This is a genomic window from Eggerthella guodeyinii (genome assembly GCF_009834925.2).
GTDB classification, from domain to species: Bacteria; Actinomycetota; Coriobacteriia; order Coriobacteriales; family Eggerthellaceae; genus Eggerthella; species Eggerthella guodeyinii.
Map to the genome: position 1 here is coordinate 3,039,098 of NZ_CP063310.1, position 26,455 is coordinate 3,065,552.

Annotated in this window: 23 protein-coding genes; 10 read left to right on the forward strand and 13 right to left on the reverse strand. The window is 67.4% G+C overall.

Annotated features, from left to right (window positions below; all coding sequences use genetic code 11):
- The first annotated feature begins 9 nt into the window (after positions 1-9).
- Both GS424_RS12900 and GS424_RS12905 read left to right on the forward strand, forming a co-directional pair.
- Complete coding sequence (locus GS424_RS12900; protein WP_160942654.1) at positions 10-420, forward strand: GntR family transcriptional regulator; 411 nt, start codon at positions 10-12, stop codon at positions 418-420.
- Positions 417-1,340: a slipin family protein gene (locus GS424_RS12905; RefSeq protein ID WP_160942653.1), complete on the forward strand. Its 924-nt coding sequence runs from the start codon at positions 417-419 to the stop codon at positions 1,338-1,340. Before GS424_RS12900 ends, GS424_RS12905 begins: the two co-directional genes overlap by 4 nt.
- Positions 1,341-1,348: 8 nt before the next feature.
- Here GS424_RS12905 and GS424_RS12910 read toward each other — a convergent pair whose 3' ends face one another.
- From GS424_RS12910 to GS424_RS12925, 4 genes are all read right to left on the reverse strand, one after another.
- Positions 1,349-2,614 (reverse strand): ABC transporter permease, encoded by a 1,266-nt coding sequence (locus GS424_RS12910; protein ID WP_160942652.1) that lies wholly within the window; start codon positions 2,612-2,614, stop codon positions 1,349-1,351.
- Entirely contained in the window at positions 2,607-3,518 is a 912-nt protein-coding gene (locus GS424_RS12915; RefSeq protein WP_160942651.1) for an ABC transporter ATP-binding protein, read from the reverse strand. The genes GS424_RS12910 and GS424_RS12915 overlap by 8 nt, the downstream gene beginning before the upstream one ends.
- Positions 3,519-3,586: 68 nt before the next feature.
- A complete protein-coding gene (locus GS424_RS12920) occupies positions 3,587-4,432 on the reverse strand; it encodes a hypothetical protein (RefSeq protein WP_160942650.1) in 846 nt (281 codons plus the stop codon).
- Complete coding sequence (locus tag GS424_RS12925; RefSeq protein WP_160942649.1) at positions 4,429-4,932, reverse strand: RNA polymerase sigma factor; 504 nt, start codon at positions 4,930-4,932, stop codon at positions 4,429-4,431. Before GS424_RS12925 ends, GS424_RS12920 begins: the two co-directional genes overlap by 4 nt.
- Before the next feature lie 163 nt (positions 4,933-5,095).
- Between GS424_RS12925 and GS424_RS12930 the strand changes: the two genes are divergently transcribed.
- A complete protein-coding gene (locus GS424_RS12930; protein WP_160942648.1) occupies positions 5,096-6,076 on the forward strand; it encodes a bile acid:sodium symporter family protein in 981 nt (326 codons plus the stop codon).
- Positions 6,077-6,249: 173 nt separating this feature from the next.
- Positions 6,250-7,059, forward strand: coding sequence for a pyrroline-5-carboxylate reductase (gene proC / locus GS424_RS12935; RefSeq protein ID WP_160942647.1), 810 nt, complete (start codon positions 6,250-6,252; stop codon positions 7,057-7,059).
- 121 nt (positions 7,060-7,180) lie between these two features.
- Here the strand turns inward: proC and cysK are convergent, their stop codons facing one another.
- From cysK to GS424_RS12950, 3 genes are all read right to left on the reverse strand, one after another.
- The gene (gene cysK / locus GS424_RS12940) at positions 7,181-8,110 is read right to left on the reverse strand and encodes a cysteine synthase A (RefSeq protein WP_160942646.1); all 930 of its coding nucleotides are present in this window, start codon (positions 8,108-8,110) and stop codon (positions 7,181-7,183) included.
- Positions 8,111-8,211: 101 nt separating this feature from the next.
- The gene (locus tag GS424_RS12945; RefSeq protein WP_160942645.1) at positions 8,212-9,600 is read right to left on the reverse strand and encodes an MFS transporter; all 1,389 of its coding nucleotides are present in this window, start codon (positions 9,598-9,600) and stop codon (positions 8,212-8,214) included.
- Positions 9,601-9,606: 6 nt separating this feature from the next.
- Positions 9,607-11,058, reverse strand: a complete 1,452-nt coding sequence (locus GS424_RS12950) for a M20/M25/M40 family metallo-hydrolase (protein ID WP_160942644.1) — start codon at positions 11,056-11,058, stop codon at positions 9,607-9,609.
- Positions 11,059-11,203: 145 nt separating this feature from the next.
- Here GS424_RS12950 and GS424_RS12955 point away from each other — a divergent pair, with 145 nt between their 5' ends.
- Positions 11,204-12,160, forward strand: coding sequence for a DUF2268 domain-containing putative Zn-dependent protease (locus GS424_RS12955; protein ID WP_160942643.1), 957 nt, complete (start codon positions 11,204-11,206; stop codon positions 12,158-12,160).
- On the opposite strand, the gene GS424_RS12960 is transcribed toward GS424_RS12955, so the two are convergent.
- Positions 12,157-13,305, reverse strand: a complete 1,149-nt coding sequence (locus tag GS424_RS12960; protein ID WP_160942642.1) for a DUF3810 domain-containing protein — start codon at positions 13,303-13,305, stop codon at positions 12,157-12,159. The two genes, GS424_RS12955 and GS424_RS12960, sit on opposite strands and share 4 nt — an antisense overlap.
- Positions 13,306-13,451: 146 nt before the next feature.
- Between GS424_RS12960 and GS424_RS12965 the strand changes: the two genes are divergently transcribed.
- Together GS424_RS12965 and GS424_RS12970 are read left to right on the forward strand one after the other, a co-directional pair.
- A complete protein-coding gene (locus GS424_RS12965; RefSeq protein ID WP_160942641.1) occupies positions 13,452-13,796 on the forward strand; it encodes a helix-turn-helix transcriptional regulator in 345 nt (114 codons plus the stop codon).
- A complete protein-coding gene (locus GS424_RS12970) occupies positions 13,793-15,076 on the forward strand; it encodes a type II toxin-antitoxin system HipA family toxin (RefSeq protein WP_160942640.1) in 1,284 nt (427 codons plus the stop codon). The genes GS424_RS12965 and GS424_RS12970 overlap by 4 nt, the downstream gene beginning before the upstream one ends.
- A 281-nt stretch (positions 15,077-15,357) precedes the next feature.
- On the opposite strand, the gene GS424_RS12975 is transcribed toward GS424_RS12970, so the two are convergent.
- Both GS424_RS12975 and GS424_RS12980 read right to left on the reverse strand, forming a co-directional pair.
- The gene (locus tag GS424_RS12975; protein ID WP_160942639.1) at positions 15,358-16,401 is read right to left on the reverse strand and encodes a ribonucleotide-diphosphate reductase subunit beta; all 1,044 of its coding nucleotides are present in this window, start codon (positions 16,399-16,401) and stop codon (positions 15,358-15,360) included.
- A 144-nt stretch (positions 16,402-16,545) separates the two neighbouring features.
- Positions 16,546-19,083, reverse strand: a complete 2,538-nt coding sequence (locus tag GS424_RS12980) for a ribonucleoside-diphosphate reductase subunit alpha (protein WP_160942638.1) — start codon at positions 19,081-19,083, stop codon at positions 16,546-16,548.
- A 601-nt stretch (positions 19,084-19,684) separates the two neighbouring features.
- Here GS424_RS12980 and GS424_RS12985 point away from each other — a divergent pair.
- The 3 genes from GS424_RS12985 (at position 19,685) to GS424_RS12995 (ending at position 23,690) form a co-directional block, all read left to right on the forward strand.
- Positions 19,685-21,166 carry a helix-turn-helix domain-containing protein gene (locus GS424_RS12985; protein ID WP_160942637.1) on the forward strand — a complete coding sequence of 494 codons (1,482 nt, stop codon included), beginning with the start codon at positions 19,685-19,687 and terminating at the stop codon, positions 21,164-21,166.
- A 163-nt stretch (positions 21,167-21,329) separates the two neighbouring features.
- Positions 21,330-23,030, forward strand: a complete 1,701-nt coding sequence (locus tag GS424_RS12990; protein ID WP_160942636.1) for an FAD-dependent oxidoreductase — start codon at positions 21,330-21,332, stop codon at positions 23,028-23,030.
- Positions 23,031-23,222: 192 nt separating this feature from the next.
- Complete coding sequence (locus tag GS424_RS12995) at positions 23,223-23,690, forward strand: MarR family winged helix-turn-helix transcriptional regulator (RefSeq protein WP_160942635.1); 468 nt, start codon at positions 23,223-23,225, stop codon at positions 23,688-23,690.
- Here the strand turns inward: GS424_RS12995 and GS424_RS13000 are convergent.
- The 3 genes from GS424_RS13000 to GS424_RS13010 are packed head-to-tail and all read right to left on the reverse strand — an operon-like array spanning position 23,687 to position 26,347.
- Positions 23,687-24,634, reverse strand: coding sequence for a sensor histidine kinase (locus tag GS424_RS13000; protein WP_160942634.1), 948 nt, complete (start codon positions 24,632-24,634; stop codon positions 23,687-23,689). The two genes, GS424_RS12995 and GS424_RS13000, sit on opposite strands and share 4 nt — an antisense overlap.
- 25 nt (positions 24,635-24,659) lie before the next feature.
- Positions 24,660-25,430 (reverse strand): ABC transporter permease, encoded by a 771-nt coding sequence (locus GS424_RS13005; protein WP_222617711.1) that lies wholly within the window; start codon positions 25,428-25,430, stop codon positions 24,660-24,662.
- Positions 25,430-26,347 carry an ABC transporter ATP-binding protein gene (locus GS424_RS13010; RefSeq protein ID WP_160942632.1) on the reverse strand — a complete coding sequence of 306 codons (918 nt, stop codon included), beginning with the start codon at positions 26,345-26,347 and terminating at the stop codon, positions 25,430-25,432. The genes GS424_RS13005 and GS424_RS13010 overlap by 1 nt, the downstream gene beginning before the upstream one ends.
- Between the last annotated feature and the right edge of the window lie 108 nt (positions 26,348-26,455).

The window sequence follows — 26,455 nt, forward strand, 5'->3', positions numbered from 1 at the left end:
AGTGACCGAGTGGAAGTTTTCGAAATAGACGAGCGAAGCAGCATCCCTATTTGGCTCCAGCTGAAGAACCGGCTCGTGTACCTCATCTCGTCGGGCTACTATCGACCGGGCGACAAGCTGCCCACGGTACGCGACCTGGCCATCAAACTCAAAATTAACTACAACACCGTCAACAAGGTGTACCAGAGCCTTCTGCACGACGGCTACCTCATGGCGCACCGCGGGCGCGGCACGTTCGTGTGCGACATCGCGCAGCCCGACGCGCCCAAAGAAGACTCCCCCGCGGACAACGTCATCGATATCATGATCAAGCAATGCCTCGATCTCGGGGTTCCCATCGACGACATCCCCAACCAGGTTTCCAAACGCGTCGCGCGCCGTCGAGGCGCCGATGCACCCGTTCAGGAGGGTGAAGCATGACACGGAACAAAAACGCGAACGACGCCGCCGCGCGCGCACCTCAACAACAAAGCGACCAGAGCTCGACCACCTCGCACAGCGGGTCGTTCGTGTTCTCAGCGTGCATGTTCATCGTCCCCACCGCCATCGGACTGGCGCTCACCTGGTCGAACACGAGCATCTGGACCATCGCGCTCTCCGCGCTCGCCGGCCTGGTCTGCTTCCTGTCCGTCCACATCGCCTTCGAATGGGAGAAGGCCGTCATCATGCGGCTCGGCAAGTTCAACCGCATCGCCGGACCGGGCATCTACTTCACCCTGCCCGTGATCGAGTCCGAAGCGGCCCGTATCGACCAGCGCATCCGAACCATCTCGTTCGACGCCGAGGAAACGCTGTCCTCCGACCTCGTGCCGGTCAACGTCGACACGGTGCTGTTCTGGGTGGTCTGGGACGTCGAACGCGCCTGCAAAGAAGTACGCAACTACGAGTCGATCATATCCCTTGCCGCCCAAACGGCCATGCGGGACGTGATCGGGCAGATCTGCCTTTCTGAAATCGCCATGCGGCGCACGTACCTCGACGAAGAGCTCAAGCGCATCATCTCGGAGAAGGTCGACGACTGGGGCATCACCGTCGTCTCGGTCGAGATCAGGGACATCGTCATCCCGAAGGAGCTGCAGGCCGCCATGTCGCGCCAAGCCCAGGCCGAGCGCGAGCGCGACGCGCGCCTGATCCTCGCCGAAGTCGAGCGCGACATCTCCGAGATGTACGTCGATGCCGCGAACATCTACGGCAAGCCCGACAAGGCCCTGCAGCTACGCACCATGAACCTCGTGTACGACAGCGTGAAGGAGAACGGCGGCATGGTCGTGGTGCCGAGCGCCTACAGCGAAGGGTTCAACGAAGCCGCCGCCGAAGCGGTCAAGGGAGTGCTGGAGTAGCGCCTCCCTCACACCACCTGGTGCCTCCTGAAGGCCCTTGCGGCCAAGGGCACGCACACGACCAGCACGAGGGCGTAGACGCAAACGAGCAGGCCCACGAGATCCACCACGAACGGCCCCACCTCGTACGACACGAGCGCGTTGAACAGCACCTGGTCGACCAGGGCGTTGAGGGGGAACAGGTACAGCGCGTGCAGCAGCACGGCGTTGCCGCCGGAGGGAACCATGCCCGTGAGGAAGATGAGCGCCGCGCAGGCGACGAAGATGGCCAGCTGGGAGCGCAGCTTCGACGACAGCAGCAGCGTGAGCGCCGCGAACCCGAGCGTCATGAGGTAGGCGATTCCCACCGCCGTCCACGTCGCTTCGGCCATCGTGAGGTCGTACGGGATGCCCAGCGACAGCACCTGCACCGGCAGATCGCCGCCCTCGGCGCCGAAGAACGCGAGCGCCGCGCCCATGATGATGAGCGTCGCCAGCGCGAAGTAGGCCGTGGCGAACACGAGCGCCGCGATGATCTTCGCCGCCACGAGCTTCGAGCGGCCGTAGCGCGACGAGAGCAGCACGGCGTCGGTGCGATCCTGGTACTCCCCCGCGAACACGGGCGTGAGCGCCACGCAGACGGCCACCATCGCGAACGCGAAGAACCCGAGGCACGCCAGCACGTCGCTCCATCCGCCCGCGTAGCCGTAGGCGAGCGGCTCGCCCACCGCATCCTGCTTCTCCGTCCAGTACGCGCGCTCGGCATCGGAGTACACCCAGGTGCCGCCCATGCCGTCGTCGAGCGTGCGCTGCAGCTTGTCGGCGATGGCCTCGTAGAACCCGTCGGCGGCGCCGTCGTCGAGCTGCGCGGCCACCTGGTACGGCTCGAGCGCGCCCTCCTTCCACGGCGAGAACAGGTAGGAGTAGTACGCGTCGTAGATCGCGCGGAACTCGTCTTCGTCGTACGCCTGGTTCATGAGCGTGTACGCCGCCTGGTCGCTGAGCCCGCTCACGTCGGCGGGGTCCACCTTCGAGAACGCGAGCTCCTGGTAGGCGGCCACCTCGTCCTGCACGCGCTCGACCGTCAGCACGCCCTCGTGCGCGGCGGTCTTCTCCTTCTGGTACGCGATGGCAGCGGTGCCGCTCAGCACCTCGTCAGCACTGGAGGTCGTCTTCGTCTGCACGATGTTGAGCGTCATGATCCCGCACAGCATCACGAGGATGCCCGCGCAGGCGATGAGCGACGTGCGACGCACGAGCAGCTTCTTGAGTTCGAATCTCACCAGATCAAGCATGGTGCCCTCCTCGGGAGTCGGACGCGACGGCCGCAGGGACCTCGTCGCGGAACACGTACAGATACAGATCTTCCAGCGTGGGATCGAGCGTCCGCGCGCCGGCCACCGGCGCCTCGTCGGCCACGACGCGCGCCACCGCGTGCCCGTCCGCGGCGTAGTGGACGTTGCTCACGCAGCTCGTGGCCGCCAGCTCGTCGGCGCGCCGCGCGTCCACGTGGCACTCCCACACCTTGCCCGTCACCGCCGCGACGATGTCCGTCGGCGCGCCCTGCATGATGAAGGAGCCGGCGCGCATGACGAGGATCTCGTCGGCGATGTACTCGATGTCCGACACGATGTGCGTGGACAGGATGACGATCTTGTCCTGCGCGAAGCTGGCGATGAGGTTGCGGAACCGCACGCGCTCCTTCGGGTCGAGCCCGGCCGTGGGCTCGTCGAGCACGAGCACCGCCGGGTCGTTCAGCACGGCCTGCGCGATGCCCAAGCGCTGCTTCATGCCGCCCGAGAACGTGCGCACCTTCGTGCGCGCCACGTCGGCGAGCCCCACCGTTTCCAGCAGCTCGAGCGAGCGGCGGCGCGCCGCGCGGCGGTCGAGCCCCTTGAGCGCGGCCAGGTAGCACATGAAGTCGAGCGCCGTGAAGTCGGGGTAGTAGCCGAAATCCTGCGGGAGGTAGCCCAGGCAGGCGCGGTACTCGTCGCCGAGCACGCGCACGTCGCGGCCGTCGAAGCGAATCTCGCCGGACGTGGGGCGCAGCACGTCGCACACCATGCGCATGAGGGTGGTCTTGCCCGCGCCGTTCGCGCCCAAAAGGCCGTACACGCCGGGCTCGAGCCGCGCCGACACGCGGTCGACCGCGATCTTCGATCCGAACTGCTTGGTCAGGCGGTCTATCGTCAGGTCCATGCCATGCTCCTTGTCATCGTAGGGTCGTCGGGTAGGTCGGGGTCGCTGGGCTCATCGGATCCATCGGCTCATCGAGGCGTCGGGGCGGGCGCGAACACGTCGAGGCCGGCCGCGATGCTGCCGAGCCACGTGCGCACCTCGCGCACGGCCCAACCGAGCGAAGCCGCCGCCACGAGCGCCCACAGCCAGACCGACGCTTGGGCGTACGCGCCGGGCGCGAGGGAGTGCACCGCATACGCCCCCGCCATCACCAGCAGCGTCCACACGCAGGCCAGCAGCAGCGCCTGCGACGGCGGGCAGCGCCGCGCCGCGAGCAGCGCGCCCGCGCACGAGAGGAAGTAAGGGACGCACGCGTGCAGGAACGACGCGAAGGGATCGGCCCCCAGCGCGATCGGCGCCGCGAGCGCGATGGCGGTGACCGCCACCACGTCCGAGCATCCCAGCACGATGAGCCGCGCCAACGCGACCGCGCGGCAGTCGAAGCGGCAGGCGTACTCGAGCTCGGCCACGCGGTGCGTGGCGCTGGCCAGCAGGTCGGGCAGGCCCACGAGCACCGTCGCCGCCGCCAGCATGCCCGAGACGACCGAGAAGCCGCGCACCATGCCGCTCGACGGCAAGCAGACCGCCACCATCATCGCCACGAGCGCAAGCTGCGCCACCAACACGCGCGGATGGATGAAGCGCGCCTGGGCAGCCACGAACCCGGCGAACGTCGCCCTGCGGCCGCGCTCGCCCGCGCATGCGCCCGCCGCGGCTTCCGCGCCCATCCTTGCGCCCGCCGGCCGCCCCGACGCCACCGCCGCGCGCACGGCCGCAAGGGTCGCCGCCTTCGACGCCGCGTCCGGCGCGCCGCGCTCGGCGCGGTAGTGCGCCCGCAGCAACCGCTCCACGTCCCGCTTTCCCGTTCCGCTCATGCCTCGTTCCTTCCTTCCAAACCGCGCCGCAACTCCGCGAGCGCCCGATTGAGCCGCCGGTTCACCGCGAACCGCGACACGCCCAGCACGCTCGCGATCTCGCCCACCTTGAACCCCTGGTCGAAGCGCAGCTCCACCACCTCGCGCAGCTCGGGGTCGAGCGCTTCCACAAGCGCGCCCACCTCGCCGCCTGCAATCGCCGCCGCCGGGTCCGCGTCGGGCGAGCCGTCGGGCACGTCCGCATCGAGCGGCCCGACGGGCAGTCGGCGCACCCGCGCGGCGTCGATGCAGAGGTTGCGCGCGATGGTGAACAGGTACGCGAGCGGCTTGCCCTCGCCCGGCGAGCGCCCGCTGCGCACGAAACGCAGAAACGTCTCCTGCGCCACGTCCGGCGCGTCGTCGTAGGACGGCGCGTGCCGTCGGCAGTACGCCAGCACGTCGTCGTAATGCTCTTCGACCAAGCGATCGAACGCCTCGCCGTCTCGCAATCTGTTCTTCAAGCCCCGCTTCACCTCCTCTATCCTCTATAACGAATCCTACGGTCGATCCGTGCGGGCTCAGCTGAAAAAATTTCCGGACGCATTCGCCCGGATGCCCCTCGTGCTTCACCCAGCGAAGCGGTATACTTTCCCAACCCTACCACCTTCGAGAAAGGAATCCCCTGTGAAGACGCTTACCAAGATCAGCGACTTCGCGGGAAAGTACATGGCGATCATCGCACTCGCCGTCGCGATTATCGCCTTGGTCTTTCCCGGTCCCGTGTCCGCCGTCGTGAAGACCAGCTACGTGAACATCCTGCTGGGCGTCGTGATGTTCGGCATGGGCATGACCCTCAAGCTGGCCGACTTCAAGGTGGTGTTCACGAAGCCGAAAGCCGTCATCGTGGGCATCCTGGCGCAGTTCATCATCATGCCGGTGCTGGCGTTCCTGCTGACGATGGTGTTCCAGCTGCCGCCCGAGCTGGCCGTGGGCGTGATCCTCGTGGGCTCGTGCCCCGGCGGCACCAGCTCCAACGTCATGACGTACCTGGCGAAAGGCGACGTGGCGCTGTCAGTGGGCATGACCGCGTGCACCACCATCATGGCGCCCATCGTCACGCCGCTGCTCGTGCTGCTGTTCGCCGGCCAGACCGTGGACGTGAACGTGCTGGACATGTTCCTGTCCATCGTGCAGGTGGTGCTCGTGCCCATCGCGCTGGGCTTCCTCATCAACTACTTCTTCGAGAAGGCTGCCAGCGTCTGCGCCAACGTGCTGCCGCTCGTGTCGGTGGTGGGCATCTCGCTCATCATCATGGCCGTGGTGGCCGCCAACCAGGCGAAGCTGCTGACGGTGGGGCCGCTCATCATCGTGGTGGTCATGCTGCACAACGTGCTGGGCTACGCGCTGGGATACCTCACCGGACGCGCGCTGCGCCTGTCGAAGGCCCAGATGCGCACGCTGTCCATCGAGGTGGGCATGCAGAACTCCGGCCTGGCCACCTCGCTCGCCACGGTGCACTTCGCCAGCATGCCGCTGGCCGCGGTGCCCGGTGCCGTGTTCAGCGTGTGGCACAACATCTCCGGCGCGGTGTACGCGAACATCCTCGCCCGCTCGGCCGACAAGGACGCCGGCGAGGCAGACGAGGTTGAGCAGGCCGCCGCGTAACGGGCACGCGACGCGACGGCGCAACCGGTTCGAGAAGGCCGGAGCCCCTCGGGGTTCCGGCCTTTTTTCACGGCCCGAACCCCACGTCACAGAATCGTCGTTTGGAAGCGCGCCTCGCCTGGCGTACAATCATGAGCCAGTAAAAACGCAGTCGCAACGGAAAGGTTCTCAGCATGGCGGACACAGCAAGCAGCATCGAGCTCGGCTTCATCGGGTTCGGCAACATGGCCCAGGCGATGGCGCAGGGCCTCGTGAATTCGGGCGCGCTCTCGGGCGAGCACATCCACGCGTGCGCCGGGCACTTCGACAAGCTGCAGGCCACGGCCGAGAAGCTCGGCGTGCACGCGCATCGCGAGGCGGCCGAGGTGGTGGAAGCCAGCGACTTCGTCGTTCTCGCCGTGAAGCCCTACCTCATCGAGCAGGTGGTGGAACCGGTGCGCGAGACGCTTGCCGGCAAAGCCGTGATCTCGGTGGCCGCCGGGCGCGACTTCGCGTTCTACGAGGGCATCCTCGCCCCGAACAGCCACCACCTCAGCACCATCCCGAACACGCCCATCGCCGTGGGCGCGGGCGTGGTGGCCTGCGAGCAGCGCCATTCGCTCACCGACGAGCAGCTGCAGACGTTCGAGAACCTGTTCGGCCAGATCGCGCTCATCGAGTGGGTCGACGGCAAGCTGCTGTCCACGGCCAGCTCCATCGCCGGCTGCGGCCCCGCGTTCGCCGCGATGTTCCTGGAGGCCCTCGGCGACGCCGGCGTGAAGCACGGCCTGCCGCGGCAGACCGCCTACCGCCTCGCGGCGCAGATGATGATGGGTACGTCCAAGCTGTACCTGGAAACCGGCACGCACCCCGGCGCGATGAAGGACGCCGTCTGCTCGCCGGGCGGCACCACCATCAAGGGCGTGGCCGCGCTCGAGAAGGACGGCTTCCGCGGCACCGTGATCGACGCCATCGACGCCATCGACGCCATCGAGGGCGAGTAGGTTCGCACGCGAAACCGCTTCGCATGCCGTCGCCGTCCGAAAGCGTCCGTTTCGGACGGCGACGGGCTCTCACGACGAAGGGCCCCGCGGCATGCCGCGGGGCCCTTCGCGTCGCGGCTTCCTAGAAGCCGAACATCGCCGTCGTCAGGTAGCGCTCGCCCGTGTCGGGGAGGATCACCACGATGGTTTTGCCCTTGTTCTCGGGGCGGCGCGCCAGCTCGGTGGCGGCGGCCACGGCCGCGCCCGACGAGATGCCCACGAGCAGGCCCTCCTTCGCCGCCAGCTCGCGACCTACCGCGAAGGCGTCCTCGTCGGCGACGGTGATCACCTCGTCGTACACTTCGGTGTTCAGCGTGTCGGGCACGAAGCCCGCGCCGATGCCCTGGATCTTGTGCGCGCCGGCGCGCCCCTCGGACAGCACCGGCGACGCCGCCGGCTCCACGGCCACCACGCGCACGTCCGGGTTCATGCGCTTCAGGTACGCGCCCGTGCCGCTCACCGTGCCGCCCGTGCCCACGCCCGCCACGAAGATGTCCACGTCGCCGCCGGTGGCCTCCCAGATCTCGGGGCCCGTGGTGGCCTCGTGGACGGCCGGGTTCGCCGGGTTCGTGAACTGCCCGACGATGAACGAGTTGGGGATCTCGGCCGCCAGCTCGTCGGCGCGCGCGATGGCGCCCTTCATGCCCTGCGCGCCGTCGGTCAGCACGAGCTCGGCGCCGTAGGCCTTCATGAGGTTGCGGCGCTCGATGGACATCGTCTCGGGCATGGTGATGATGAGGCGCATGCCGCGCGCGGCGGCGAGGGCGGCCAGGCCGATGCCGGTGTTGCCCGAGGTGGGCTCGATGAGCACCGTGTCGTCGTCGATCTTGCCGGCGGCCAGCGCGTCGTCGATCATCGCCTTCGCGATGCGGTCCTTGACGGAACCGGCCGGGTTGAACGACTCCACCTTGCCCACGATGGTGGCGTCCAGGTTGTTGTTCGCCTCGTAGTTCACGAGCTCTACGAGCGGCGTGTTGCCGATGAGCTCGGCAACGCTTGCATGTACGGTCATGATGCGCCTGCTTTCCCGTCTTCTCCGGTCGCGCCTGCCCGGCTGCGCCCGGTGCCCGCAGGGCGGGCTTCCTGTGTGTCGCGCTAAATCCTACTAGAACGCTATGCTTTAGTCAAGCGCTGACCGTCGACGTCGATTTCGAACCCTTCGGCGTCCAGCTGGGGCGCGCCCGCAGCCACCCGCCGCGCCACGAGGCGGCGCGCCGCGGGGATGGACGCCAGCAGCGCCGCGCCCATGACCACGCTCGCCACGATCACCATGATCCACACCGGCGCGAACGACAGGTACGCGTCGAACATCACGCCCGACACCACCGCACCCACCGCAGCGCCCAGCAGCTCGAACGCCGTGACGATGCCCGTGACCGTGCCGAGGTCCTTCTTGCCGTACTCCTTCACCACCATGATGGGCGGCGCCACCGTGCCCATGCAGGTGGCGAATCCGAAGAACAGGCAGGCCAGAATGGGGCCCCAGTCGGTGGTCGGGAACAGCAGCATGGTTCCGGCCAGCACCGACGTGATCGTGCCGAGGATCGTGCCCGCGCGCATGCCCCAGCGGTCGTAGATGGCGCCGAGCGCCACCTTCGCCACGATGACCACGGCCAGGTAGAACGACCACACGCTGCCGGCCCACAGGGTGGAGTGCCCGCCGGTGACCACCTCGGTGCCGCCCACCGTCACGCTCGTCATGTTCGCGATGGAGTTCGTGATGATGCACCCGTTCGTGATGCCCATGGCCACGAAGCCGATCACGAGCAGCCAGAACGCCGTGCTCGAGCGCAGCGTCTTCCAGCCGATCGACACGTTGACGGGCCGGTCGGGCGAGCGGTCGGCCTTCGTCTGCTCCACCTGGCCCGCGCCGTACGGCAGCAGGCCCTTGTCGCTGGGCCGGGTGCTGAACGTGGCCAGCACGAGCGGCAGCGCGGCCACGAGGCACACCACCGCCAGCAGCAGGAACGCCGAGCGCCAGCCGGACGCCTCGATCATCGCGCTCGTGGCCGGCGACAGCACGACGCCGCCGATGCCCGACCCCGACAGCGCGATGGACACCGCCAAGCCGCGCTTGAGCGTGAACCAGTTCGAGATGACCACCGACACCAAGAGGCGCGTGCCGGCCACCACCACCATGCCGGCCACCACGCACAGCGCGTACAGCTGCCACACCGCCGTGATGAACGAGAGCCCCACCAGCACGATCGAGCTGGTCAGCACCGTCACCGTGCCCAGCACGCGCGCCGAGCACTTGTCGGTGAGCCGCCCGATGACGAGCGACGCGAACACCGCCACCACCGTGGTGATGGACACGCCCGTGTTGAACTGCCCCACCGTCAGCCCCAGGTCGCGTACGATGTGCGTCTGGAACAGCGGGATGCAGTTCACGAACACCGTGTAGCAGGTTGCCATGATCAGCAGGCCGCCCGCCACGATCCACCATCCGTAGAAGAACTTGCCCGTCTTCGCCGCTGTCGCGGCCCCCTTCGTGTCGGCCACGATGCCTCACTTCCCCAATCGGTCGAGATGTCGGATGAATTCCGTGTAGAACCCGATGCCGCGCTTGAAGCTGTCCACGTCGAGGTTCTCGTCCTGGCCGTGCACGCGGTTGCGCTGGTCGCCCTTGAACAGGATGCCGGCGAATCGGTACGTGCGCGGGCAGATGCGATGGAACCGGCGCGCGTCGCTGCAGCTGGTCTGCACGTACGGCGCGATGCCGGCCGTGGGATACACGCTGCGGATGACGGCGCGCAGGTAGTCGAACGCGGGGTCGTCCGCAAACGGCGCGATGGGCGACGGCTCGCTGACCTCGGCCAGCTCGTAGGAGGTGCCCTCGTCGAAACGCTCCTTGATGCGCGCGAAGGCCGCGTCCACCGTCTCGCCGGGATCGACGCGCACGTTCACCGTCGCCTTCGCCCGCTTCGGGATGACGTTGTGCGCCGGGCTCCCCTCGAGCTGCGTCAGCGCGTACGTGGTGCGCACCATGGCCGCCGTCTCGGGGTCGCCCTGCATGATGCGGATGACCACGGGCCGGAACAGCCACAGGTTCGCGAACACGATGCGCAAGGCCCAGCTGCCGTGCGCCGCCAGCTCGCGCAGCATGGCCGCCACCGGAGCGGACAGCTTGGACGCCGGCGGGTTCTTCTGCAGGCCGTCGAGGCCCGACACGAGCTTCGCCGTGGCGTCCTCGAGCGAGGGCGTGGCGGCATGCCCGCCCTCGGCGCTCGTGGTGATGAACGCGTCGAAGATGCCCTTCTCGGCCACGCCCACGACGGCGAACTGGCCCTTCACGCCCAGCGGCGGGTTGTCGATGACCGCGCCGCCCTCGTCCAGCACCATGTACGGCACGCGCCCGATGCTTTTGAGGTGCTCCACCATGTGGGGCGCCGTGTCGCCGCCGTCCTCCTCGGTGTTCGACGAGAAGAAGTACACGTCGCGCGGAGGGACGTACCCCTCTTTCAGCAGATGCTCGGCGGATTCCATGAGGGCCGCCCAGATGCACTTCGTGTCCACCGCGCCGCGCGCGAAGATCCTGCCGTCCGCGATGTCGGCGGCGAAGGGATCGTGCGTCCACTCGGACGCGTCGGCCGGCACCACGTCGTGGTGCGCCATGAGCACCACCGGCGCCAGCGCGCGGTCGGCGCCCTTCCACAACAGCGAGATGCCGTAGCCGTCGATCAGCTCCAGCTCCAGGCGCTCGAACACCGTCGGGTACAAACGGCGCAGCAGCGGGACGAACTCGTCGAAGGCGCTGCGGTCGGCGTCGGGGTTGTGCAGGTCCCACACGGTTTCGCAGCGCAGCAGCTCCTGGAAGCGCGCGACCGCGGCGTCGTCGCCCTCGATGCCGCTCTGCGGCAGGGGGTCGGGAACGGGCGTCGGTTTGAGCCGCGCCGCGTTCACCACCAGCACGATTGCAAGCAGCGCGACAAGCGCGACCACGACGGCAAGCACGATCATGAGGGCTCCTCCCCTTCGGCTGACATGGGGTTATTATAGCCCTTCCGCCTGATGGGGAGCGTCGAGAAGAAAAAGGGCACGAAGGCGTTGACCCTCACGCGACGTGAGGGGGTAGGATGGGCCTCCCCGATGAGAGGAGACGCCCATGTCCCACAAGAAACCTGCCGCCTCGCCGTCGCCCGCGCTGCCCACCGTGCGCGCGCTGCGCACGGGCGACGCGTACACGCGCATGATCGCCGCGCCGCCGGCAAAGCGCGCCGACATCTACCGCCACGAGCTCATGGCGCCGTTCAAGGCGAAATGGGACTGCTACCGCGTGCCGCTGCGTCCCGCGCAGCCCGGCGGCTACGACGTGGTGATGGCCAGCGAGATGCTGGGCATCCTGCCACCCGCGCGCGTGGACGAAAGCTGGGCCGACGCCGTCCGGCGCTTGGCCGACGACGACCTGTGGCGCGCGAGCCGGCAGGCCGTCGAGCGCGCGCTCGCCCGCTTCGTCGAGCGCGGCATCGAGCTGCGCGTGCAGGACTACCTGTTCTCCATCCTGCTGGGCGACCCCGACAACCCCGCGCTGGCCGCGAGCGACGGCTACTGCGGCGACGGCGGCATCCCCGGCTACGTGCTGGCGTGGCTCGTGCCCAGCGACGACACCGTGCGTCGGCTGCCCGCCGCGCTCGCGCACGAGACGAACCACAACGTGCGCTTCCAGTTCATCGCCTGGCGCGACGACATCACCCTCGGCGAGATGATGGTGAGCGAAGGGCTGGCCGAGAACTTCGCCGTCAGCCTGTACGGCGAGGAGAACGCCGGGCCCTGGGTGACGAAGACGGGCGCCGACGTGCTCGAGAGCACCGTCAAGCCCGCCATCCGCGCCGCGCTCGACGTGCAGGGCATGGCCGGGCTGTCGGCGTACCTCTACGGCGACGAGATCGCCGCGGCGCAGGGCTACCCGACGGTGGGCCTGCCCTACTGCGCCGGATACGCCTGCGGCTACGACCTGGTGCGCTGCTACCTGGACGCCACCGGCGCCGACATTGCCGAAGCCACGCTGCTGCCCGCCGAGGTCATCCTGCAAGAGGTGGAGGCGGCAGGGTTCTGGGGCTAGGCGCCCTCCCCCTCCGCTCGCTGCTCGGCCAGCAGCAGGTCGACCATGCGGCCGTAGCTGCGCATGCCGTCGGTCTGGTTGTTCGCCTTCAGGTACGTGTCGTTGGCGGCGTTGGAGACGTCTTGGACCGGGCCCTCGTACTTCGCCCAGTGCTCCGCGCGCTGGGCGAGGTCGCGCTGCACCGCCGCCGACAGCCCCGAGGCGATCGCGCTCGCCGCCTCCGGGTCGACCTTCCGCAGCGCCGAGATGGCGTTGTCGTACGCCAGCAGGTAGCCGCTGTAGCGCATCAGCGCATCGTCCGACTCCTTGCACGCCAGGTACGCGATGAAGTTCGCCTCGTCCTCACGCATGAAGCCGCACTGGTGCGCCAGCTCGTGCGCCATGGCCCAGGGGATCGCGAACGACGGGTTGTCCACGTTGATGTTCGACTCCATCGTGAAGGGGAAGAACATGCCGCCGATGTTCGCGTACGACATCAGCTCGGAAGCGAGCACCGGCTTCGGCGGCGAGTACAGCGGCCGCTCCAGCACCGGGTACTGCGCGGCCAGCTTCCGCATGGCCTCCACCGACTCCTGTGCGTAGCGCTCGAACTGGCCCGGCTCGGCTTCGAACAGGTCCGCGTCGTCGCCCAGCAGCGCCCGGGCCTGCCCCAGATCGTCGGCGAGCGAAGTAGTGAGCGCCACGAGCTCCTCCTGGCGCTGCGCCGGATCGGCGTCGGCCTCCTCCACGTCGTAGCCGGCGTGCTCGGTGAAGGTGTAGCGGTAGTAGTTCAGCCCACACAAGGCCGTGAACAGGAAGTACACCACGCAGCAGATGGCCACTACCCCCATCGCGCCGCGGTAGGCCGCCATGAGGCGCGCGCCCTTGCTCACGACGATCTTGCGAATGCAGTAAACGACGTACCCCGCGCAGAACAGCAGGAACAGCGCCGTGACCCACTCGGCCACCGAGAACCCCACGAGCGACGGCAGAAAGCCCACGACGCTCGACAGCACGGGGTACACCGTCTGGCTGTACCATTCGGCCGCGTCGGGGTTCGCCCGCGCCACCATCGTCGCCGCAAGCGCGACGATGCCGAGCGGGATGAACAGCATCCGCTTGAGCAAGAACTTCCGTATGCCGCGCTTCGGTTCGTCGGTTTCCATAGGGTGACAGTATAACCTGTGCGGGCGAGCGCCCACGGAAACGTTTCGCCTTGATCTCAATCAAACAATAGCAACTAGCCAAATATGGCATATTACTATAGAATAACAGCATAAAACAGACAAATATGGCATATAAAGAGGTGGACATGAAACTGACCGGCTACGAGAACAACACGGCGGTGCTTTCGGAGCTCGCACAGCGCATCCGCGACCAAAGGCTCGCGCTCGGGCTCACCCAAGCGGAGCTGGCGAAGAAAAGCGGCGTTTCCTCGCGCACGGTGGCGCGCCTCGAGTCGGGCGACGGCATCGCGCTCGACGGCTTTCTCGGCATCTTGCGATCGCTGGGAATCCTTCGCAATATCGACCTGCTGGTTCCCGAATACCGGATGGCGCCCACCGAGGCATTCGACGGGCGGCAGAAACGCAAGCGGGCCGCCTCCTCGAAAAGCGCGCAGCCGAACAAGGGTTGGACGTGGGGTGACGAACGATGATCGCCGCCAACGTTTTCCTGTGGGGCACCCGCATCGGGGCCGTCCAGCAAGAGGACGTCGACGACATCCCCGTTTTCAACTACGACCCCGATTTCACGCTGAGCGGCATCGAGCTTTCCCCGCTCGAGATGCCCCTGTCCGGCGCCCTCTACTCGTTTCCCACCCTCAACGGCGAGTCGTTCCACGGCTTGCCCGGCATGCTGGCCGATTCGCTGCCGGACAAATTCGGCAACGCCCTGCTGGACAGCTATCTGGCCCAACACGGCAGGGACTACCGGAGGCTCAGCGCCGTCGAGCGCTTGCTCTATACCGGCAAACGCGGAATGGGCGCCTTGGAGTACGAGCCTTCCTACGACCGGTTCGCCCGCAACGACGACGTCGACATCGACGCGTTGGTCGGCGTCGCGAACGACGTGCTGAACCGGCGCGAGGGAATGCGCGAAACCATGGACGCCAAGGGCCTCGCCCATTTGGTGAGCGTGGGAACGTCGGCCGGGGGCGCCCGCGCGAAAGCCGTGATCGCCTGGAACCGAACGACGAACGACGTTCGCTCGGGGCAGGTAGCAGCCGATCCCGGATACGAGCACTGGCTGATCAAGTTCGACGGCGTCGAGAAGAATAAGGACAAGGGAGATTCCTACGATCGACCTGCGTACACGCGCATAGAGTTCGCCTACTACACCATGGCGATCGCGGCGGGGCTCGAGATGAGCGCGTGCGAGCTGTTCGAGGAAAACGGGCGCCGGCATTTCATGACGAGGCGCTTCGATCGGACGGCAGACGGCGGCAAGCTGCATATGCAAACCCTCGGCGCCCTCGCCCATTTCGACTTCAACGCTCCGGCGGCGCACAGCTACGAGCAAGCCGCCAGCGTCATGCGACGCCTGAATCTCGGCCAGGACAGCCTCGAGCAGCTGTACCTCAGAATGACGTTCAACGTTCTGGCCAGGAACCAGGACGACCACGTGAAGAACCTGTCGTTTTTGATGGACAGGCGCGGAACATGGAGCCTTGCCCCGGCATACGACGTGACGTACGCGAACGATCCGGGCAACAAGTGGCTGTCCCGCCATCAGATGACCGTTGCAGGCAAGGCCGAGAACATAGGGCTGGACGACCTGCTCGCTGCGGCGAAGGCCATGGACGTCCCGCGCATCCGCGCCTTGGAGCTGACCGAGCAGGTGAACGGGGCCGTCCGGGAATGGAGAACTTTCGCGCAGTCGGCCGACGTCCCCGAAGCGGCGTGCGAGGAAATCCAGCGAAACCTGCTGACGCTGTAACGAAACGCCCGGCAACCGCCCACGATGCCGCGCCAACGTGGGCGCAAAAGCGCTCCCATGACAATTTCGCGGCACATGCGGCGCGCGCCGCAGCCTCGGCAGAGCCTGAAACCCCAGGTGGCGAAATTTCTCCCGGCTTCGCGCCGAGAACCAGACCGGCGAAAATTGTCATGGGAGCGCTTTTGCGCCCACAAGGAGCCGAGAGCCGTGCGGTGCCGCCGACCGCGTGGACGGGGCAGTACGCGGCGTCGACCGCGCCGACCGCGCCTGCGCCGCGCTCTCTACAAATCGTCCACCAGGGCGCTCGACTTCGCGTAGGCGGTGCTGCGCGCTTCGAAGAAGTCGGTCTTGATCATGTTCGCGTTCGAGAACTGGCTCACCCACGACATGCTTTCCGGCTCGCGCTCGTGGCCCTCGTACAGCGGCTCGAAGCCCAGCTGCGTGCAGCGCAGATTGCCCAGGTACTGGATGTAGTCGGTCACCATCTGCTTGTTCAGGCCGGCCACGTCGTCGCCGATGGCGTAGTGGCCCCAGCGAATCTCCTGCTCGCAGCCCTCCTTGATCATGGCGCGGTACTCCTCCACCAGCTCGGGCGTGAACAGCGCGGGCTCCTCCTCCTTGAGCTCAAGCAGAATGTTGCGGAACAGCCACAGGTGCGTGTTCTCGTCGCGGTTGATGTAGCGGATCTCCTGCACCGACCCCGGCATGAGGTTGTTGCGCCCCAGGTTGTAGAAGAACATGAAGCCGCTGTAGAAGTACACGCCTTCCAGGATGTAGTTCGCCACCAGCACGCGCGCGAGCGCTTCGGGGCTCTTGTCGTCCTGGAACTGGTTGTACAGGTTGCCGATGAACTCGTTGCGCGCCAGCAGGTGCTCGTCTTCCTTCCACTGGTACAGCACGTCGTTGCGCTCCTGCGGCTCGCAGATGGTGTCCAACATGTAGCTGTAGCTCTGGCTGTGCACCGTTTCCTGGAACGTTTGGATGGCCAGGCACAGGTTCACCTCGTTGGCGGTGATGTACTCGCCCACGTTGGGCAGGTTCGCCGACTGCAGGCTGTCGAGGAAGATGAGGAACGACAGGATCTTGTCGTAGGCGCGCCGCTCGGGCGCGGGCAGCTTGCGGTAGTCCTTGATGTCCACGCCGAGATTGATCTCCTCGGGTATCCAGAAGTTGTTCATGGCTTGGCGGTACCAGTCGCTCACCCACTCGTACTTCATGTTGTTGAAGTCGTTGAGGTTCGTCGTGTTGCCCCCGATCATCCGCCGGTCGAGCACATCGGTGTCGCCCAGCGGGTTGAACAGGGGCTTCTTCTTGAGTTGAGACATTGCAGGCTATCTCCTTCCATGCGCCCGCAGGGCGCATATCAACGCGCAGGTTGGCGTAGTCGGTCAGCGAGGGGCGCTCTTCGGGACTTGCTTCGCGGCGCAGCCTGTCGGCAGGCTCCGGCGCCGGCAGGCCGACGGAACGCATTACGACGAGCACACTTCGCATTCTTCCACTTCCAGGCTCTTCGACCTCACGTAGTAGATGGTCTTCACGCCTTCCTCCCAGGCCAGCAGGTACAAATCGAGCACCCGGCGGAACGTGTACTCGTTCGTGATGTAGAGGTTCATGCTCTGCGCCTGGTCGATGTGGCGCTGGCGCACGCCGCACGCGCGCACCGACCACGCCTGGTCGATGAGGTGGGCGTTCTTGTAGTACCAGAACGTGTCCATCGACAGCTCGGGCGCCACGCGCGGCATGAGGCCGTTCTTCTTCTCCTCGAGGAAGTAGCGGTTCATGACGGGGTCGAGGCCCGCGGTGGTGCCGGCGATGATGCTCGTGGAGCTCGTGGGCGCCACGGCCAGCAGGTAACCGTTGCGCAGGCCGTGCTCGGCCACGTCGCGCGCGAGGTCGGCCCAGCGCCCCTCCGTCAACCCGCGGTCGCGGAAGTAGTCGCCCGTCTGCCAGCCGCTTCCCTCGAAGTAGCCGTACGCGCCCTTCTCCCGCGCGATGGCGCAGCTGGCGCGCACCGCCGCGTAGTGCACGTCGCCGAACACGCGGTCGGCGAACGCGAGGTGCTCCTCGCTCTCCCACCGGATGCCGTGCTTCGCCAGCAGGTGGTGGTACCCGCTCACGCCCAGGCCGATGGGACGGTACTGACGGTTGTTGATCTCGGCGTAGGGCACCGGGAAGAAGTTGAGGTCGATGACGTTGTCGAGCGCGCGCACCGCGCTTTCCGTCACCTGCGCCAGCTCCTGCGGGTCGTCCACGTCGATATGACCGAGCGAGAGGCTGGCCAGGTTGCACACCACGAACGCCCCCGGCTTCGTCACGGTGACCACCACCTGCTCGCCGTTTACGTCCTCGATGCGCTGCTCCAGCTGCTCGATGGCGCCCATGTTCTGCGCGATCTCGGTGCACAGGTTGCTGCAGTAGATGACGCCTCGGTGCTTGTTCGGGTTCGCGCGGTTCACCGCGTCGCGGTTGAACGTGAACGGCGTGCCCGTCTCCACGGCGCTCTTGATGATGAGGCGGATGACGTCCTTGAGGGGGATGACGCGCTTCTTGATGCGCGCGTCGGCCACGCATTCGAGGTACTTGCGCGTCCATTCCTCGCCGAAGCAGTCCTCCAGCGCGTAGCCCTTCACCGTGGCGATCTCGTGCGGGCACATAAGGTACCAGTCGCCCTCGATGTTGTCGCGCGCCTGCTGCCAGAAGTAGTCGGGGTAGCACACGGCCGGGAACACGTCGTGCGCCTTCATGCGGTCGTCTCCGTTGTTCGTGCGCAGGGCGAGGAACTCGGGCAGGTCGCGGTGCCACGCGTCCAGGTACACCGCCACGGCGCCCTGGCGCATGCCCAGCTGGTCCACCGCCACGGCCGTGTCGTTGGCCAGGCGAATCCACCGGATGACGCCGCCGGCCGCGCCGTCGAAGCCGCGGATGGCGCTGCCGCTGGCGCGCACCTTGCCGAAGTACAGGCCCATGCCGCCGCCGTACTTGCTCACCTTCGCGAAGTTGTCGATGCTGCGGTAGATGCCGTCCAGGCTGTCGGGCACCGTGTCGATGAAGCACGACGACAGCTGGTGGAACGGCTTGCGCGCGTTCGACAGCGTGGGCGTGGCCATGGTCACCTTGAGCGTGGACAGCATGTCGTAGAAGCGGCGCACCCAGCCCATGCGCTCGTCCGCGCGCTCCTCCATGGCGAGGTGCAGCGCGATGCCGAGGAACATCTCCTGCGGCGACTCGAGCGGCGCGCCCTGATGCGTGCGGATGACGTAGCGGTCGAGCAGCAGCTGCAGGCCCGCGTAGGTGAACAGGTCGTTGCGGCCGAGGTCGATGAAGCCGGCTGCCTCGTCGAGCTCGGCGGGCGTGTAGCGCTGCAGGATGTAGTCGCCGTACAGGCCCTCCTCGGCGAGGAAGGCGACCTTCTGCGAGAAGGTGCCGATGCGCCGGGCCGCCAAGCGCTCGGCCAGGGCGCGGTCGAACTGCACCATCAGCAGGCGCGCGGCGATGATCTCCCAGCGCGGCGCCTCCTGCGTGGTCAGCTCCACCGCCGCCTTGACGAGCATGGCCAGCTTCTGGTCGTCGGTGGCGTCGGGCTTGGCGAACGACTGGGACTTCGCGCTCAGGTGCGCCAGCTCGTACTCCTCGCCGGGGAATTCCTTCTGCACCGCCGCCAGCACGTCCGGCAGCGCGGAGACGTCCGGCAGCTGGGCGCACAGGCGCTCGCGCGCTGCACGCTTGCGGGCACGGTCCTCGCGGTACAGGATGTAGCTTTTCAGCTCCTCGTAGTGGTTCGCCTCCATGAGCGCGCGCTCCACGAGGTCCTGCACGTCCTCCACCGCGATGGCGTCGCCTGCGGCCTGCGCCGCATCGCCCATGGCGCGCTCGATGCCCGCGACGAGGCGGTCGGCCTCCTCGTCGTCCAGGCGGGTGCCCACGCTGGCGAACGCCGCGCCCATGGCGCGCTTGATCTTGTCGACGACGTAGGGCTCCGTCGTGCCGTTGCGCTTGGAAATCTGCATGATGGTATCGGTCCTTCGTTCTCCGGTTACGGTGCGTTGTGGGAGCGACCATGGTAGCACAATATGTTATCAAAATCGCAACATATTGGGGAACGAATGCGTAACAAGCACCACATCGGCGGAAACGAGGCAAACGGCGCATGCGGCCGGGAAGGCGGTCGAGGGGGCACGCGCGGCGCTGCGCGGGCGGGGCGACGCGCCCGCAACGTACAAGAACAAATGTTTCACGTGAAACATCCGGCGCACCATCGTGGCGATCCGCATCCGCCCCGCGCTTCACGTCCTCGCCCTCCCCCCCCGTCTTCGAAGAGGGCGCAGATGGCAAGAACGTACCGGATTCGGCAGAAACAGCCCGACCCGTAAAAAAAAAAGGGGGGGGGTACTGGACGCGCCCGACCAGGTTCGCATCGAGGACCGCGCCGCAAACGCTCGCCCCCCCCCCCGAAACATCGCCAACGAACAAATGTTTCACGTGAAACATTCGGCAGGGGGCGAACGCGATTCGGGTTGGCCGGACATCACGCGCAGGGTACACCTTTCGGCCAGCCGCGAACGCACGGGGGCGCTGGGGTATAATCGCCTGCGTCTAGGGAGGAATCGCATGAAACTGCTGGAACGGGTGCACGGCACGACCGGCATCAAGATCATCATCGGCTCGGCGTTTTTCTGGGCTTGGCTCGACGCGCTGTTCATGAGCCTGTTCTTCGTCCGCCCCGAAGCCGAGGGCTTCATGGCGGAGCTCGCGGCCGTGGCCGTGTTCGGGCTGAGCCTGCCCTGGCTCGCCCTCGCGCTCGTCAAACCCGCGGCATGCAACAGCCTGCTCGCGCAGAAGCGCGTGCCGCTCGCGTTCGCCGCGCTGGGCACGGCGGGCTCGCTGCTGTTCCTGCTGGCCGGCATGAACCACAACTGGATCGCGCTCGCGGCCGGCGGCCTGTGCGCCGGCGCGTTCATGGCGACGTACCAGCTGGGATGGGGCGCCGCCTACTGCCACGACGGCGAGCGCAGCGCCACGCCCTACGTGGCCGGCGGGTTCGCCTGCGCCATCGTCATCGACACGCCGCTGCTGTTCATGATCCCCGAGGCCGCCGCCGTGTTCTCGGCGCTTCTGCCCCTCGTCTCCGGCGCGCTGTTCGTGGCCATCGCGCCCGAGCTGCGCACCTATCGCCGCACCACCCCGCTCGACCCGCGGCCGAAGCGCGGCCTGCGCTCGCGCTTGAAGGTGCACCTCGGCACGTCGATGATGCTGCTGTGCGCCGTGGCCCTCGTCATGACCGGCTTCGGCTACCTGCAACACCTCGTGTCGTTCTCGCCCATCGCCAGCGGCGGGTACTCCAACGGCATCCTCGTGCAGGTGGCGCGCGGCATCACGGCCGTGCTCATCTTCGCCATCGTCGTGCTGGCCGAGCGCCGTGCCAGCACCGTGTACCGCGTGGGGCTGCTGGCCATGATCGCCGGCTTCATGCTGATGGCGTTCCTGTTCGGCACCGACCTGTTCTGGGTGTCGGGCGCCATCATCATCAGCGGCTACACGATCCTCGACCTGCTCATCTGGGTCGCGTTCTCCCAGATCTCCTACGCGCAATCGCGCGACCCGCTCAAAACCATCGCACTCATGCGGCTGCTAGCCGTGCTGTGCTACGTGGTGGGTGCCGTCGTGGGCATCATGCTCGTGGGCAACGACGAGACGATGCACGGCAACGTGGCCGCCGAGACCACCGTGGTGGGCTACCTCGTGGTCATCGCCACCGTGCTGCTGCTCAGCAGCGAGGACATGTGGATGCTGTTCGGCCGCGCCCGCCCCGACCTCTCGGGCGACGAGCGCGCAACCCAGGAAGCGCGCCTCGACGCGTGGTTCGACGGCATCGGGCTCACCACGCGCGAGCGCGAGATCGGCGTGCTGCTGGCCTACGGGCGCACCCAGCCCTGGATCGCCGAGCGCCTCAGCATCTCCGAGAACACCGTGGGCACCCACGTGCGGCACATCTACCAGAAGGCGGGCGTGCACGATCGCCAGCAATTCATCGATTTCGTCTTCTCGCCTGATCAGACGCCGTCACCCGAATCACGTGAGCGGGCGGAATAAGTCACGGGAGACACCTGATATTGCAAAATAAGGCGAATCGCGCGTTGCGCGGGCGCGCCCCCAACCCGCACCCTGATCCCAGCGCAGCGCACAGCTGCGCAGCCCGCTCAGCGGGACCAAGGGATACGGACCCCCGAGGGGTCCTGAGGGAAGGGGTATCTGAATGGATATCAACCGCAGGAATTTCTTGAAGGGCGCGCTCGTCACCGGCGCTGCCGCCGCCGCGGCCGTCGCGCTGCCGGCATGCAGCCCCGCCGCGTCCTCCGACGCCGCAACCGGCAGCGCGAGCGCAGGCTCGTCGAAGGGCGACGCCGCGGCGAAGCACACGTGGGAAGTGGCGCCCGAGCCCATCTCCGACGTGGCCGAGACGCAGGACTACGACGTGGTCATCGTGGGCGCCGGCCTCGCGGGCATCAACGCCGCCGAAGCGGCCGCTCGCAACGGCGCCAAGACGGTGGTCATCGAGCGCAACACCACGTTCTCCGTGCGCGGCGTGGACGTGGGGCACCTCGGCAGCAAGTACCACAAGGCGAACGGCTTCGACCTCGACCCGCGCGTGGCGACCCGCTTCCTGCATCAAGCCTCGCATCAGACCACGAACTACGACCTCATCTACGTGTGGGCCTCGCGCTCCGGCGAGGTGTTCGACTACATCGAAGAGCTGGGCTCCAAGAACGGCGTGAGCATGGTGTCCGCGCTGTCCGGCACGGCGAAGTACGGCAACTGGTCCACGCTGTCCGACCACTGGCGCGTCTACCCCGACGCCGTGTCGTTCGTGCGCGGCGGCGAGAAGTACGACGCCCGCGACGACGGCCAGCCGGTCAACGTGACGCTGGGCGAACTCGTGTACAACTCCGCCGTCGACAACGGCGCCGAATTCGTGTTCGAGGCGCGCGCCGAGCAGCTCGTGGGCGACGCGGCAAGCGGCATCACCGGCGTCATCGCCACCACGAAGGACGGCAAGCACGTGCAGTACAACGCCAAGAAGGGCGTCATCCTGGCCACGGGCGACATCGGCGGCAACCAGGAGATGATCGACGCGTTCTGCCCCATCTCGAACCGCTCGGATTCCAACTGCTACGCGCCGGCCGGCTTCAACAACGGCGACGGCCTGACCATGGGCATGTGGGCCGGGGCCGCCCTGTCGAAGAGCGAAGCCGCGCCGATGATCCACCAGTTCACGCTGGACACGCTCGAGTTCAACCTCACGTCCTTCATCATGAGCTGGCTGGCCGTGAACGCCAACGGCGAGCGCTACGGCGCCGAGATGCCCTTCGAGCCCATGCTGACGAACGCCCGCATGAACACCCCGGGCAACGTGGCATGGTCCATCTTCGACGGCGACTACGAGACGTACCTCATGCAGCAGCAGCCCGAGCGCTTCGACCGCTTCACCGACGGCCTCGACGCCGTCATGGAGAAGTGGCTGGGCAACGGCAAGCTCATCAAGGCCGACACGCTGGACGACCTGGCCAAGCAGCTCGACATCCCGGCCGACACGTTCAAGGCCACCGTCGAGCGCTACAACAGCATGGCCGAGGCCGGAGAGGACGTCGACTTCGACGTGCCCGCGCAGTGGCTCGCGCCCGTGAAGACCGCGCCGTTCTACGCCACGAAGAACGTGTGCTCCACGCTCACCATCCCGTTCGGCCTCCACGTGAACGCCGACTCGCAGGTGCTCACCGCCGAGGACGAGCCCATCGAGGGCCTGTTCGCCATCGGCAACGTGCAGGGCGACTTCTTCGGCAAGGACTACCCGGTGCACTGCCCCGGCGTCAGCCATGGCCGCTGCGTGACGTTCGGCCAGCTGGTCGGCGAAGCGTGCGCCAAGGACACGACCATCGGCGAGCTCGACTTCGCCTAACCGCGAACGCGCTGACGCACGGGGGCGGGACCCCTCCCTCTCCTGCCCCCTTATCCGACGCGGCCGCCCTCCGGGGCGGCCGCGGTCGTGTCGGAACGGGAACGTCCCGTGCACCTCCTTGCAATTCCCCGTCGCTCTGCTAGTATCGTCTGAGATCGGACTAAATGTGCGCACGGCGGCGGAAGGAAGGCGATGGAGCGCATCGAACGGTGCCTCGACGACATGTACGAGGACTTCTTCCAGATGGATTACCTGTACGGCGAGTTCGCGAAGCGCTACGGCGAATCGTACCACTCGATGTCGATCCTCTACCTCCTCGGCGAGCATCCGGAGGGCATCAGCCAGAAGCAGCTGGCCGCCGTGCTGTACCTCCCCAAGCAGACCGTGGGCTCCATCATGGCCGGCCTCGAGCGGCGCGGGCTGGCCGAGCACCGCCAGGACGACGCCGACAGGCGCAGCAAGCTGCACGCCCTCACCGCCGAGGGCGCCCGGCACTGCAACGAGATGATGGACGCCCTGCGCGCCATCGAGATGCGCTGCGTCGAGGAGATCGGCGTCGAGGACATGACCCGCGCGCACGAGATCAGCACCCGCTACCTCGCCCTGTTCGGGCGCGAGCTCGAATCGAACGAGCCCGCGCGCGCAGCGGACCGAAGCTAGAAACGCGCGCCGAGGTCGGGCTCGGCGGCGTCCAACCGCAGGTCGAAGCGCAACCACGACGCGTCGCCCGCCCGCTCGAGCCGCGCGTCCAGCGTGCCGCCCATCCGGCTCGCCAACGACCGCGCGATGGCCAGGCCCAGCCCCGACGACGCGTCCGAGCGCGCCGCGTCCGCGGTGTAGAACGGCTCGAACAGCCGCTCCGCGTCGCCGGGCGGCAGCGCGTCCACGTCGTTCGAGAACACGACGCGCACGCTGCCCGGCCCCTCGATCACCTCCACGTCGAAGGTCGTGCGCGCGTACTTGCCGGCGTTGTGCACGAGGTTCTCCACCACCCGCTCGAGCGCGTTCGCGTCGCCCTGCACGGTCACCGGCCGGTCGGGCGCGCTCAGGCGCACCTCCAGCCCGCGCTCCTCGAACAGGCGGTAGCGCCCCGCCACCGACTCGCGCAGCAGGCGCCCGACCTCCACCGCGCCCCGCTCGAAGGGCGCGTCCTCGCTGCGCGCCTGCGACAGCTCGTAGAACTGCGCCACGAGGCGCTGCAGCGCGTCGGCCTTGCGCCGCACCGTGGCCAACGACGCGCGCGTCTCCGCGTCCATGCCGTCCTCGTCCACGAGGGCCAGGTACCCCAGGATCGCCGTCAGCGGCGTGCGCAGGTCGTGGCTGATGCACTCCACCTGCGTCTTCAGCTCCGCCTCGTGGCGCGCGTAGGCCACCGCCTGCCGCCGGATGCCCTCGAGCGCGCGGTTCACGGTGCCCAGCAGCGCCTCCAGCTCGGCATCGGGCACCGGCAGCTTCACGATGCGGTTGTCCTCGAGGCGCTCCACGATCTCGGACAAGTCGCGGTTCACCTGCCGAAGCGAGCGCTTGAGCAGCAGGTAGCGCGCGCCGAAGTACGCCGCGCACGCGCTTGCAACCGCCGCCAGCACCCCGAGGACCACCGTCATGCCCGCACCTTTCCCCGCCTGGCCCCTACAGCTCGGCCCTGTTCGCGCGCCACAGCCCCGCGACGCCGAACACCACGATACCCGAGAACCCGGCGATCATGCACTTCGCCAACCCCGCGGGCGTATCCCACAGAAACTGCGCCAGGCCGCTCTGGTTGATGGCCACCTCGCTCGAGAAGAAGTTCGCGGGCAGCCAGCTTGCCAACCGGGCCACCGGCTCGACGCCCATCCCGATCACGCCCAACACTCCGGGGACGATGCTCACGATGGCCAGCCACACCAGAAACGCGGCGATGGTCTTCGGCAGCGTCGAGCACACCGCCACGCCCAGCACGATGCAGGCCACGGTGAACGGCAACGCCGCCGCCACGCCCTTGAGCAGGATGAACACGGCCTCGGTCGAGCCTTCCAGCAGCAGCACCGCGCTGCCGACGTACACGGCCAAAACCACGGCCATGACGCACAGCCCGAGCGCCGTCGCCACGAGGCACTTCCCCACGAACAGATCGCGTCGCGAGCAGCCGTGCACGATGGCGTTCTTGAACGTGCCGTCCTTCCGGTCGTCGGCGAACAGCACCCATACCAGCAAGCCCGCCATGAAGAACAGCAACGTCAGCATCGAGATGAGGTTGCTCATCGAGAACCGCACGGTGGCGTAGGGGAAGTCGGGCGTGGTCGACATGACCCACAGCAGCACGTTCCCCGCCAGCACGATGGCGCACAGCGCACCGGTGAACAGGTACAGCTCGCGACCGTGCACGATGCGGTACCACTCGCTTTTCACGTAGTTCAGCATCACGCGGCCCCCTTCTCCTTCAACTCGAAATAGTACTGCTCGAGCGACGTCCGACGGCGCTCAAGGCGCGACACACCCATGCCCTGCTCGCCGGCCAGGCGGCTGTACGCCTCCGCCTCCAGCTGCGGGTCGAAGATGCGCACGGTCCCGTCAGGAAGCACCTGGTAGCGCTCGTGATGCAGCTCGCGCTCCAGCAGCACGAGGTAGCGCTCGGCGTCCGACACCGCGATGTCGATGCAGTCCGCGCAGCGGGCCTGCAGCTGCTCGGCGCTCACCTGCTCCATGAGCCTGCCCTGGCGCAGGAAGGCGTACTCGGTGGCCAGCTGCTCCAGCTCGGGCAGGTTGTGGCTCGACAGCACCACGGTGATGCCCTTCTCGCGGTTGAGCCGCTGCAGCAGCGCGCGGATCTCGGCGATGCCGCTGGGGTCGAGGCCGTTCACCGGCTCGTCGAGGATCAGCACCTCGGGCTCGCCCATCAGCGCCATGGCCAGCCCCAGCCGCTGCTTCATGCCCATCGACAGGTCCTTGCACCGGCGCGATTTCGCGTGCCCCAGCTCCACCGCGTCCAGCAGGCGCGCCACCGCGTCCTTGCCCGGCACGCCCTTCTGGATGCGGCAGCACTCGAGGTTCTTCTCGATGCTGAGCTGCGGGTAGAACCCGGGGCTTTCGATGATGCACCCGATGCGCGCCCGCTGCCGCTCCACCTCGCCGCGCTCGTGCGCGCCGAACAGCCGCATCTCCCCCTCGGTGGGGAACGCTAGGCCGCACAGCAGCTTGAACAGGGTGGACTTGCCCGCGCCGTTGTCGCCCACCAGCCCGAATATCTCTCCGCGACGCACGGAGATGCTCACGTCGTCGAGCGCCGCGAAGCCGCCGTAGCGCTTCGTCAGCCCCCTCGTTTCGATTACCGCGTCCATGATGCCCGTGCTCCCTTTCTCCCGTTTGCGTTTCGCTTCGGGGAGCACTCTACGATGCCGGCTGGAAATAAGTCCTCAAGAAAGAATAAGGAAAGCATAAAGATGCGC

What these genes read in the sequence shown, in the direction of transcription:
- GS424_RS13010 (WP_160942632.1), bottom strand. Translation starts at nt 26,347, where the DNA reads ATGGACGCGGTAATCGAAACGAGGGGGCTGACGAAGCGCTACGGCGGC.
- GS424_RS12905 (WP_160942653.1), top strand. Translation starts at nt 417, where the DNA reads ATGACACGGAACAAAAACGCGAACGACGCCGCCGCGCGCGCACCTCAA.
- GS424_RS12950 (WP_160942644.1), bottom strand. Translation starts at nt 11,058, where the DNA reads ATGATCGTGCTTGCCGTCGTGGTCGCGCTTGTCGCGCTGCTTGCAATC.
- GS424_RS12980 (WP_160942638.1), bottom strand. Translation starts at nt 19,083, where the DNA reads ATGCAGATTTCCAAGCGCAACGGCACGACGGAGCCCTACGTCGTCGAC.
- GS424_RS12920 (WP_160942650.1), bottom strand. Translation starts at nt 4,432, where the DNA reads ATGAGCGGAACGGGAAAGCGGGACGTGGAGCGGTTGCTGCGGGCGCAC.
- proC (WP_160942647.1), top strand. Translation starts at nt 6,250, where the DNA reads ATGGCGGACACAGCAAGCAGCATCGAGCTCGGCTTCATCGGGTTCGGC.
- cysK (WP_160942646.1), bottom strand. Translation starts at nt 8,110, where the DNA reads ATGACCGTACATGCAAGCGTTGCCGAGCTCATCGGCAACACGCCGCTC.
- GS424_RS12955 (WP_160942643.1), top strand. Translation starts at nt 11,204, where the DNA reads ATGTCCCACAAGAAACCTGCCGCCTCGCCGTCGCCCGCGCTGCCCACC.
- GS424_RS12915 (WP_160942651.1), bottom strand. Translation starts at nt 3,518, where the DNA reads ATGGACCTGACGATAGACCGCCTGACCAAGCAGTTCGGATCGAAGATC.
- GS424_RS12975 (WP_160942639.1), bottom strand. Translation starts at nt 16,401, where the DNA reads ATGTCTCAACTCAAGAAGAAGCCCCTGTTCAACCCGCTGGGCGACACC.
- GS424_RS12970 (WP_160942640.1), top strand. Translation starts at nt 13,793, where the DNA reads ATGATCGCCGCCAACGTTTTCCTGTGGGGCACCCGCATCGGGGCCGTC.
- GS424_RS13005 (WP_222617711.1), bottom strand. Translation starts at nt 25,430, where the DNA reads ATGCTGAACTACGTGAAAAGCGAGTGGTACCGCATCGTGCACGGTCGC.
- GS424_RS12910 (WP_160942652.1), bottom strand. Translation starts at nt 2,614, where the DNA reads ATGCTTGATCTGGTGAGATTCGAACTCAAGAAGCTGCTCGTGCGTCGC.
- GS424_RS12965 (WP_160942641.1), top strand. Translation starts at nt 13,452, where the DNA reads ATGAAACTGACCGGCTACGAGAACAACACGGCGGTGCTTTCGGAGCTC.
- GS424_RS12995 (WP_160942635.1), top strand. Translation starts at nt 23,223, where the DNA reads ATGGAGCGCATCGAACGGTGCCTCGACGACATGTACGAGGACTTCTTC.
- GS424_RS12985 (WP_160942637.1), top strand. Translation starts at nt 19,685, where the DNA reads ATGAAACTGCTGGAACGGGTGCACGGCACGACCGGCATCAAGATCATC.
- GS424_RS12960 (WP_160942642.1), bottom strand. Translation starts at nt 13,305, where the DNA reads ATGGAAACCGACGAACCGAAGCGCGGCATACGGAAGTTCTTGCTCAAG.
- GS424_RS12990 (WP_160942636.1), top strand. Translation starts at nt 21,330, where the DNA reads ATGGATATCAACCGCAGGAATTTCTTGAAGGGCGCGCTCGTCACCGGC.
- GS424_RS13000 (WP_160942634.1), bottom strand. Translation starts at nt 24,634, where the DNA reads ATGACGGTGGTCCTCGGGGTGCTGGCGGCGGTTGCAAGCGCGTGCGCG.